At 69.5% G+C, this 7860-nt stretch carries 7 protein-coding genes; 5 read left to right on the forward strand and 2 right to left on the reverse strand.

Features of this window, described 5'->3' with window-relative positions; genetic code table 11:
* Together AC31A1_RS41955 and AC31A1_RS41960 are read left to right on the forward strand one after the other, a co-directional pair.
* Positions 1-205 (forward strand): N-acetyltransferase (locus AC31A1_RS41955; RefSeq protein WP_489658338.1); only part of this gene is annotated, 205 nt, incomplete at its 5' end.
* A gap of 280 nt (positions 206-485) precedes the next feature.
* Positions 486-1145 (forward strand): MSMEG_1061 family FMN-dependent PPOX-type flavoprotein, encoded by a 660-nt coding sequence (locus AC31A1_RS41960; RefSeq protein WP_489658339.1) that lies wholly within the window; start codon positions 486-488, stop codon positions 1143-1145.
* Positions 1146-1382: 237 nt separating this feature from the next.
* Here AC31A1_RS41960 and AC31A1_RS41965 read toward each other — a convergent pair whose 3' ends face one another.
* Both AC31A1_RS41965 and AC31A1_RS41970 read right to left on the reverse strand, forming a co-directional pair.
* Complete coding sequence (locus AC31A1_RS41965) at positions 1383-2105, reverse strand: dienelactone hydrolase family protein (protein WP_489658340.1); 723 nt, start codon at positions 2103-2105, stop codon at positions 1383-1385.
* A gap of 260 nt (positions 2106-2365) precedes the next feature.
* Entirely contained in the window at positions 2366-3097 is a 732-nt protein-coding gene (locus AC31A1_RS41970) for an MgtC/SapB family protein (protein WP_489658341.1), read from the reverse strand.
* Between the two features lie 187 nt (positions 3098-3284).
* On the opposite strand from AC31A1_RS41970, the gene AC31A1_RS41975 reads away from it, so the two are divergent.
* From AC31A1_RS41975 to AC31A1_RS41985, 3 genes are all read left to right on the forward strand, one after another.
* The gene (locus AC31A1_RS41975; protein ID WP_489658342.1) at positions 3285-3857 is read left to right on the forward strand and encodes a dihydrofolate reductase family protein; all 573 of its coding nucleotides are present in this window, start codon (positions 3285-3287) and stop codon (positions 3855-3857) included.
* Between the two features lie 206 nt (positions 3858-4063).
* Positions 4064-6799, forward strand: coding sequence for a ricin-type beta-trefoil lectin domain protein (locus AC31A1_RS41980; RefSeq protein ID WP_489658343.1), 2736 nt, complete (start codon positions 4064-4066; stop codon positions 6797-6799).
* 122 nt (positions 6800-6921) lie between these two features.
* Positions 6922-7377, forward strand: coding sequence for an RpiB/LacA/LacB family sugar-phosphate isomerase (locus AC31A1_RS41985; RefSeq protein ID WP_489658344.1), 456 nt, complete (start codon positions 6922-6924; stop codon positions 7375-7377).
* Positions 7378-7860 lie beyond the last annotated feature (483 nt).

A 7860-nucleotide genomic window follows, 5' to 3' on the forward strand; every position in this document is an offset into this window, starting at 1 on the left:
GGGTGGGGCCCTGCACCGGGAGTTCGTCATGCAGGCCGAGGCCGCCGGCCGCACCGAGGGCGTGCTGGAGTGCTGGGCGTCCAACGCCCGTGCGCAGGGCTTCTACGCCCGAAACGGCTGGCGGCCGGATGGAGCGCGCCGTCCGGGACCGCTGGACCAGGACTACGTCCGGCTGCGACTGAGGCTCGTATCGCACAGTTCCTGAACGGCAGCCAACTGCCAACTGCCGACTGCCGGGACGCTCGGGGACGTCGGACCCACGGCCCGCCCGGAGCGGGCGAACTTCCCGGATCGTCCGGCCGGTCGTGGAGGACCCCATCTCCTAGAGCACGCTCAACGCCTCAGGGGTGAGCCCGGTCCGCAGATGAACCAGCGTCACCGGGAACCGGTCGGTGAAGGCCGGTTCGGCAGCCGGCCTGGTCCTCTGCACACCCCGCGCTCACCGACCAAGGTCGATCGCAGGTCGGCTCGTTAGGCTCGGAGGCATGACGACACCCCTTGCCGGCAGTGCGTTCGACTCGCTCCGCCTGGACGCCGTGCGCGACCAGGAGGCGCTGCGCCAGGTCTACGAACTCCCGCGTGACACGGCCATGCGGAAGCAGATGACCGAACTCACCGAGCAGACCCGGAAGTTGATCGGCTGCTCATCGCTGGTCCTGGTCGCCAGCACGGACGCCGAGGGCAACTGTGACGTCTCCCCGCGCGGCGGCCCCGCCGGTTTCGTGGCCGTCCTGGACGCCCGGACGGTGGCGATACCAGACGCGACCGGCAACAAGCGTCTGGACACCCTGCAGAACGTCATCGCCACCGGACGGGCAGGGCTGCTGTTCGTCATCCCGGGACGCACCACAACACTCAGAGTGAACGGCCGCGCCTGCATCTCCACCCACCCGGAACTGCTGTCACAGCTGACCGCCGTGGGCAAACCGCCGGCCAGTGCGCTGGTCCTTGGAATCGAGGAGGTCTACCCGCACTGCCCCAAGGCCCTCCTGCGCAGCGCGGCCTGGAAACCCGAGCAGTGGCTGCCGCCGGACGCCCAGCCGACCTCCGCCGAGGTGACCCTGGCCCAACTCCGGATGCCGGACCTGACGATCGCCGACATCGAGCAGGCGGAGGCGGACTCGCTGAAGTACCGGTACGAGTAACGGTCCGACCTGCGCTTGCCGAACCACCGGCCCGCCGAATCCCCCGGCCGGCCCGCCCCCGGTTCCATCGCGGCGTGGCCCGTAAAACGTCGTCGTACCCGACGACATGGCCCACCCGATCGCGACGCCGCGACCGCGCGCCGCCCCGACCGCCGGTACCGCACTGTCCAGTACCACCACGACCGGGGCGATCGCGCATCTACGACTGCTGCCGGCCCGTCGGTCGGCAGCTCGCCCTCACTTCAGGTGCCGCCCGAAGAACCGGTCCCCGTCCTCCCGCTCGAACCACGGGGTACCGGTGTGCCCGCCCAGATTCGCGTGCAGGGTCTTCTCCTTGGTGCCGAAGGCGTCGAACAGGTCCAGGGCCCGCTGCCGGGGGTTCCCCTCGTCGTCCCACTGCAGCAGGAACAGCAGCGGAACGGTGACCTGCCGGGCCTCCTCGCGCTGGGCGCGGGGGACGTACCCCCCGGCGAAGAAGCCGGCGGCCGCGATGCGCGGCTCGACCGCCGCCAGTCGAATGCCGAGGGCGGTCCATCCCGCGTACCCGACCGGGCCGCTGATCTCGGGCAGTGTGAGGAGGGCGTCCAGGGTGGTCCGCCATTCCGGGACCGCCTCTTCGACCAGCGGGCCGACGAGGGACTCGAAGATCTCGTCGACCGGCTCGCCGGCCCGCATCGCCCGGCGGAGCTCGGCGCGGGCCTGTTCGCCGGCGACGGAACGGGGCCGGTCACCGCACCCGGCGGCGTCGATGGTGGCCACCGCGTACCCGGACGCCGCGGACAGCCGGGCCCTGGCCACCAGCCGGGGTTCCGCCTTGGGCAGGCCGTTGTTGTGGGCCATCAGGATCAGCGGGGCCGGTGCGACGGATTCAGGGGTCCACACGGTGCCGGGGATCTCGCCGAGGGTGAATTCGCGTTCGAGGACGCCGTCGTCGAGGCGGCGCTCGGAAGTGACATGCATGGTCGTGCCTTTCGGGAGGGCAGCTTTACGGCGCTCCCGGACGACCTATCGCCCGACCGTGACCCCGGAGGAGAGCACCCACGTCGATTCTGCGTTCACGGGTACCACCTCCTCGTTCTCTCGCACGGCCTCCGCGAAAGTAGCAGTGGTCTCAGTGATCCGCCAACGGGTTTTCACGAAGGCTCCCGAGCCGGACACCGCCTCACCGGACCAGATGCCGCCCCACCACCGGATACCGGCCCACCCCATACGATCCGGTCCTACTCCTCATCACCAGCCGCCGTCAGCTCGACCTCCGTCACGCCGTCGTTCTGGAACAGCTCGGACGTCAACTGCCCGGCGTCGGCCGCGCCTTCCAGCCGCAGCAGCACCCGCGCGGCCGGATCAGTCCGCTCGGGCAACCGGTCGACCTTGACCTCCTGGATGCGGAAACCCCTCCGCGTGCATGTCTCCATCAGCTGCGGCAGCAGCGCCGTGCCGGTCCGGTAGGTCAGCCGTACCTCGAACGACCCCGCCTCGGCGCCGGGCGTCATGCGCGCGAACAGCAACGGATATCCGCGTACGACGAGGAAGTGCACCGCGGTCGTGGCCAGCGCGAGGATCGGCAGGCCCCCGCCGCAGGCCATGCCGACCGCGCAGGTGAGCCAGATGGTGGCGGCGGTCGTCAGCCCGCGTACCGCGTCCCGGCGTACGAAGATCAGGCCGCCGCCGATGAACCCGATCCCGGAGACGATCTGGGCCGCCACGCGGGACGGGTCGAAGGAGACGTTGTCCAGGCCGAGGACGTTCGTGAAGCCGTGCTGGGAGACCTCCATCATCAGCGCGCTGGCGATGCCGACCAGGGTGTGCGTGCGCAGCCCGGCGCTCTTCTGCTGGGCCGCCCGTTCCCAGCCGATCAGGGTCGACAGCAGCAACGCCAGTCCCAGCTCGGCGAGTTGGCGCAGTCCCTGCCCATTGCTCACGTCCCACAACGGGACCGTCAGTCCGGCCACCCCGCACCTCCCTTCCCTTCCGGCTCCGTGCCCCGACAGAGCCCCTACCCGGATGGACGGGACCATGCCCACCCGACAACTTCCACCTCCGACAACTTCACCCTCCTTGACAATTTTTTTTGTCGGTTGGATCCTGGAGCGACCAGCACACGTACCCGCACGCACACCGACCACCCGAGGACCCACGATGCGCACCCTGATCAGCACCGCCTTCATCTCGCTCGACGGCGTCATGGAGGCCCCGGGCGGCGAACCCGGCTACCGCAACTCCGGATGGACCTTCAAGGAGGTGGAGTTCCTGTCCGAGTCGTTCGACATCAAGGGGCGGGAGCAGCTGGAGTCCACCGCGATGCTGATGGGCCGGGCCAGCTACGAGGCGTTCAGTCCGGTGTGGCCGGACATGGACGAGTTCGCGCACTACAAGACCCTGCCGAAGTACGTCGTCTCCAGCACCCTCACCGACGACAAGCTCGCGTCGAACTGGGGCGAGACCACGATCCTGCGCGACCTCGACGAGGTCGCCGCCCTGAAGGAGACCGAGGGCGGCCCGATCATCGTGCACGGCAGCGCCGCCCTCAACCACGGCCTCGCGGACGCCGGCCTGGTCGACCGCTACCACCTGCTCGTCTTCCCGCTGCTGCTCGGCGCCGGAAAGCGCCTGTTCCCCGCCACCGACAAGGACACCCAGAAGCTGAAGCTCGTCGAGCACGCTGTGTACGCCAACGGTCTGCAGCTGAACGTCTTCGACGTCGTGCGCTGACCACGTCTCGGCCAGAGCGCATCTCAACAGGTGTAGACCCTTGACTCCGATTCAACACAACTCCACACTGTCGCCCAAACCTCCACGGACAGTCAGGACGGCGCCCACCCGCTCCTGAGAGCGCTCTCCGGGGCTGTCCTCACCCCCCTCTGGAGAAGGACGACACCGTGCGAAGAGCCTTGAGATGCCTTCTGCCCTTATGGGTCATGGCCCTGGTCGCCGCCCTCTGTTCGGTCGGTGCACCACCGGCCCGGGCGGCAGCCGCGGCCACCTCGATCACCGTGGACGGCGGTCAGAGCGGCCGGACGTTCGACGGGATCGGCGCGATCAGCGGCGGCGGGGGCAACTCCCGGCTGCTGCGCGACTATCCGGCCGCCCAGCAGGCGCAGATCCTGGACTACCTGTTCAAGCCGGGCTACGGCGCGAACCTCCAGTTGCTCAAACTGGAGATCGGCGGAGACGCCAACTCCACCGACGGCTCGGAACCGTCCATCGAGCACACCAAGGGACAGATCAACTGCGACGCCGGCTACGAGTTCTGGCTCGCCGAGCAGGCCAAGGCCCGCAACCCGGACATCAAGTTGTACGGTCTGGCCTGGGCCGCCCCCGGCTGGATCAGCGGTGGATTCTGGTCCACCGGCACCATCAACTACCTGATCTCCTGGCTGGGTTGTGCCAAGCAGCACGGTCTGCCGATCAGTTACCTCGGCGGCTGGAACGAACGGGGCCACGACGTCAACTGGTACATCCAGTTGCGCTCGGCGCTCGACAGTGCCGGATACGGCGGCGTGCAGATCGTCGGCGACGACTCGGGCTGGAGCGTCGCGGACGACATGGCGAGCAACGCCGCGTTCAACGACGCCGTGTCGGTCATCGGCGCCCACTACCCCTGCGCGGGCGGTGACGGCGGCAGCGCGAACACCTGCTCCAGCACCACCACCGCGAAGAACAACGGCAAGCCGCTGTGGGCGTCGGAGAACGGCTCACTGGACATGGACGCCGGAGCCCCCGCGCTGATCCGCTCCATCGTGCGCGGCTACGTCGACGCACGCATGACCGCCTACCTCAACTGGCCGTTGGTCGCGGCCATTTACCCCAACCTGCCCTACGGCACGGTCGGCCTGGCCACCGCGAACTCGCCGTGGTCCGGGAACTACTCGATCGGCGAGAACACCTGGGCGACCGCACAGGTCACCCAATTCGCCCAGCCCGGCTGGAAGTTCATCGATTCCGCGTCGGGCTACCTCGGCGGTTCCGAGTCCAACGGCACCTACGCGACGCTGAAGTCGCCGAACGGCTCCGACTACTCCACGGTGCTGGAGACCACCACCGCCACGGCGGCACAGACGGTCGACGTCCAGGTGCGGGGCGGTCTTTCGACCGGTGCGGTGCACGTGTGGGCGACTCGGGTCAACAGCCCCAGCCCGTCGACCGACTTCACGCACACGCAGGACATCACCCCGGCCTCCGGCTCGTACGCGCTGACGCTTCAGCCGGGTTGGATCTACACGGTCACCACAACCACCGGCCAGGGCAAGGGCACCGCCACCGCGCCGGCCGCGCACGCCCTCGCGCTGCCGTACGGCGACACGTTCGACAACGATGTCTCCGGCACCGAGGCGACGTATCTGTCCGACATGCAGGGCTCGTTCGAGGCGCGCCCGTGCGCGGACGGCCGTAGCGGACAGTGTGTGCAGCAGGTGGCGCCGGTCAAGCCGATCGAGTGGCAGGACGACTCCGACGCCTTCTCGCTGCTCGGCGATCCGACGTGGACCGACTACACCGTCAAGGCCGATGTGAACCTCCAACAGGCCGGTACGGTCGAGCTGTTGGGCCGGGCCAACACCCAGAACCGCCCGCAGAGTCACCAGGCCGCCTACCTGCTCCGGGTGAGCGACACGGGTGGCTGGTCCATCGTCAAGAGTTCGGCGGCGGGCACCCTGACCACGCTGGCCTCCGGAACCCGGGCGGCGCTCGGCACGCACGCGTGGCACACGCTCGCCCTCGGCTTCTCGGGCGACCAGATCACCGCCACCGCCGACGGCGTCAACCTCGGTACCACCAACGACAGTTCGTACTCCGCGGGCCAGATCGGCATCGGCGTGGTGGGCTACCAGACCGACCAGTTCGACAACCTGTCCGTCACCGCCAACCCGCCGGGCAACCACGGCGGCATCCTCAAGGGCCGCCAGTCCGGCCTGTGCGCGGACGTCCCCGGCGCGAGCCGGACCAACGGCACCCAACTCGCCCTCTGGGACTGCAACGGCGCCGCCAACCAGTCCTGGACCCTGACACCCGCCGGCCAACTCACCGTCTACAGCGGCGCGAAGTGCCTGGACGCCAAGGGCAGCGGCACGACCGACGGCACCCCGGTGCAGATCTACGACTGCAACAACTCCGCGGCCCAGAAGTGGACCGTGAACAGCGACGGCACGGTGGTCGACCCCAACTCCGGCAAGTGCCTGGACGCCACGGCCGGAGCCACCACCCCGGGCACCCTGCTGGAGCTCTGGACCTGCACCGGCGGCACCAACCAGAGCTGGCTGCGCGGCGCGGTCGCGGCACCCCTCAAGGGCCAGGAGTCCGGCCGCTGCGTCGACGTCCCCGGCGCGAACCAGACCAACGGCACCCAGCCCGCCCTCTGGGACTGCAACGGCGGCACGAACCAGACCTGGACGTCCACGACCACCAACCAGCTGACCGTCTACGACTCCAAGTGCCTTGAGGTCACGGGCGGCGCCACCGCCGACGGCAGCCCGGTGGAGATCTGGGACTGCGGCAGTTCCGCGGCCCAGCAGTGGCGGGTGCGTTCCGACGGCAGTGTCGTCGACGTGGACTCCGGCAAGTGCCTGGACGCGGTCGGCCACGGCACGGCCGACAGCACGGCACTGGAGATATGGACCTGCACGGGCGGCGCCAACCAGATCTGGCGCCGGTCCTAGCCAGCTCGGGCCTCCGCCGGGTGGTGGACAAGTACCGCCTCTGCTGCCCGCGACCCGGCGGGACCCTCGCCACACACGTTCCGAGCTGGCACCGAACAGATCCGCTGAGTAGCCTCCGATCCATGCGGATCTCTGTTTCCTCGGACATGGACGAACCCGTGGCGCGTTCCCTCGTCGCGGAGTTGCGCGACCGGGGCCACGAGGTGGCCACGCACGGGGCGTTGCGTCCCGGGGACGACCCGCAGTGGGCGGTCTGCTCGGAGGCGGCGGCCCGCGAGGTCGCCACCGGGGCGTCGGACCAGGCGGTCGTGTGCTGCTGGACCGGCACGGGCGCGTCGATCGCCGCGAACAAGGTACCGGGCGTACGGGCGGCCCTGTGCACGGACGCGTACACGGCTGACGGCGCCCGCCGCTGGAACGACGCCAACGTCCTGGCCCTCAGCCTGCGACTGACCTCCGAGCCGCTGCTCAAGGAAATCCTCGACGCCTGGTTCGCCGCGGCGGCGAGCGAGGACGCCGACGACCGGGAGAACGTGTCCCGCATCGGGCGACTCGACCTGAACAGGCCTGCTCCGTAGGCGAGTTCGAGCGAGCGGGGTTCACCTCTCGCCACGCGAAAACCTCATGCGTGAACCTGTGCCACCCCCATACGATCCCCTCGCCGCCCGTACACCAGTGCGTATCCAGGCACCGTGACACGGGCACCCAAACGGGAGGAATCCTCGCGCTCGCGGAGTGCCCCACGAACGTCACCGGGCCGAGCGCCGGTTCACGGCAGATGTCCAGCACGTCATCGGTGAAGCCGTCCAGCGTGGAATAGCGCTCGCGGCTCCAGGCGGACAGGCCGGAGCGTCCGGCGCCCACACGGTCGAAGAGCACCACGGTGAAGTCGCGTTCCGGGAGCGGTACCACCAAACGCCACATGTGCTGGTCGCACCCGGAACCGTGCGGCGGCATCACGACCGGCCCGCCGGCCCGGCACCGTCACATGATCCCTGCGCCGCATACGCATTGCGGCACATCCTCACAGACCGCTTCCGTCTCCGCCCACCACGCCCACC

Source organism: Streptomyces sp. P5F9 (assembly GCF_057961495.1).

What these genes read in the sequence shown, in the direction of transcription:
- AC31A1_RS41960 (WP_489658339.1), top strand. Translation starts at nt 486, where the DNA reads ATGACGACACCCCTTGCCGGCAGTGCGTTCGACTCGCTCCGCCTGGAC.
- AC31A1_RS41965 (WP_489658340.1), bottom strand. Translation starts at nt 2,105, where the DNA reads ATGCATGTCACTTCCGAGCGCCGCCTCGACGACGGCGTCCTCGAACGC.
- AC31A1_RS41975 (WP_489658342.1), top strand. Translation starts at nt 3,285, where the DNA reads ATGCGCACCCTGATCAGCACCGCCTTCATCTCGCTCGACGGCGTCATG.
- AC31A1_RS41980 (WP_489658343.1), top strand. Translation starts at nt 4,064, where the DNA reads ATGGCCCTGGTCGCCGCCCTCTGTTCGGTCGGTGCACCACCGGCCCGG.
- AC31A1_RS41985 (WP_489658344.1), top strand. Translation starts at nt 6,922, where the DNA reads ATGCGGATCTCTGTTTCCTCGGACATGGACGAACCCGTGGCGCGTTCC.